This is a genomic window from Actinomadura sp. HBU206391 (genome assembly GCF_014323665.1).
Lineage (GTDB): Bacteria > Actinomycetota > Actinomycetes > Streptosporangiales > Streptosporangiaceae > Actinomadura_C.
The window spans coordinates 1-1337 of record NZ_JABVEB010000549.1 but is presented as its reverse complement, the minus strand read 5'-3'; the positions used below and the strand labels follow the sequence as shown (position 1 = coordinate 1337).

Genomic DNA, 1337 nt, shown 5'->3' with positions numbered 1-1337 from the left:
TAGAAGTCGTCTCATTTGGTGAGTCGGCGGTAGCAGATCAGGGCAGCGGCGATACCGACGAAGACCAGGAAGTGGGCAGCGTGGCGTTCGTAGCGGCGGTGCAGGCGGCGGAAGGCGGCCAGCCAGGAGACCGTTCTTTCCACGACCCAGCGGTGTCGCCCGCCGCGGCATCGAGCGCTCCAACCGCCTCGGCCGGCAGCGCTGGGTGGTCGAGCGCACCATGGCATGGCTGAACGGCGTTCGACGCCTGCACCGCCGCTACGAACGCAAGGCCGAGCTCCCCGGTCTATCGGCATCGCCGCAGCCCTCATCTGCTAGCGCCAACTCACCAAATGAGATGGCTTCCTACTACACGCACACGTGGCCCCCGGAACGCCTCTCCGGGGTCGGGGCAGGCCGATTTTCTAACGCTGCATTAGCCCGGTGCTGTATGGCATTGCTGGGTGGCCCGTCGTTCCAGGCGCCTACGGTGCCATGCCAGCACCACGCTAGTTCCTGCGATCGCCATGGGTATGGACAACGCCGTCGCGAGAACCACAACCCAGCCCGGGTTCAGCTCAGAGGTCATCCCGCTTGCATACTGGCAGGTCGCCTGAGGCGGGAATAGACTGTACTCCAAGGTCTTCGGTGGATGGCCCAGCCATTCCCCTCTGGCCCCACACGACGATGACGGACCGGTGATCAGTGGCCATGCCGCCAGGCCGTAGATCAAAAGGAATGGGAAGGCGGTCGCAACAAAGACCGCGCTCGTACGGTGCAGCTTGTCCCGCCGGGAGATGGGGCTGGTCAGTCGGGCTCCGGCAGGCGATTCGACGCATTCGGCCAGCAGCGCCAGCAGAACGGCCAAGACCAGGAGTATCAAGCTGAGCCACATGACCGCACCGAGCAGCCCGGTGCCGCCTGCAGAAATCTCTCCTTGTGTGTATTCGCAAATGACGGCCGGAGGAAACGCCGGCCGCCGAATGTCTTGCAATTGTCCGGGACCTTCCACGATGCCTTGGTTGCAGCGCTCGTCAAATTCCAGAGCACTGAACCAGGACCAGCCCAAGGAGACAAGCAGGACCAGGAATAACCAACCCACCAGGACCCACAGGAGACCGGTGCGGAATGCGGCGTACCTAGGGGCGTTCGGCATTTGTGGATGGTATCGCGGCTTCGTCAACGATAGTTAGCAGCGGATGCAGGTAAGTTCTGGCCACACCTGGCGGTTGGTGGGCGCGGCAGTTCTTCGCCAACGACGGCTTAGAGCTCGTCTCATTTGGTTTGATCGGTAGTCTGCCGCTTGTGGTGATGGTGGAGCGGGGGGGTTCCACCGTGATCGTGGACACCGGTTGCTG

At 63.0% G+C, this 1337-nt stretch carries 1 protein-coding gene and 2 pseudogenes; 1 reads left to right on the top strand and 2 read right to left on the bottom strand.

The features are described from left to right. Window positions 1–11: 11 nt before the first annotated feature. Window positions 12–167 (bottom strand): annotated as a pseudogene (locus HKK72_RS39325) (transposase); the annotation flags it as partial. Between HKK72_RS39325 and HKK72_RS41930 the strand changes: the two are divergent. Beyond that, a pseudogene (locus HKK72_RS41930) lies at window positions 155–280 on the top strand (transposase); the annotation flags it as partial. The pseudogenes HKK72_RS39325 and HKK72_RS41930 sit on opposite strands and share 13 nt — an antisense overlap. 135 nt (window positions 281–415) lie before the next feature. On the opposite strand, the gene HKK72_RS40415 reads toward HKK72_RS41930, so the two are convergent. Continuing rightward, a complete protein-coding gene (locus HKK72_RS40415) occupies window positions 416–1135 on the bottom strand; it encodes a hypothetical protein (protein ID WP_222721703.1) in 720 nt (239 codons plus the stop codon). Window positions 1136–1337: the final 202 nt, after the last annotated feature.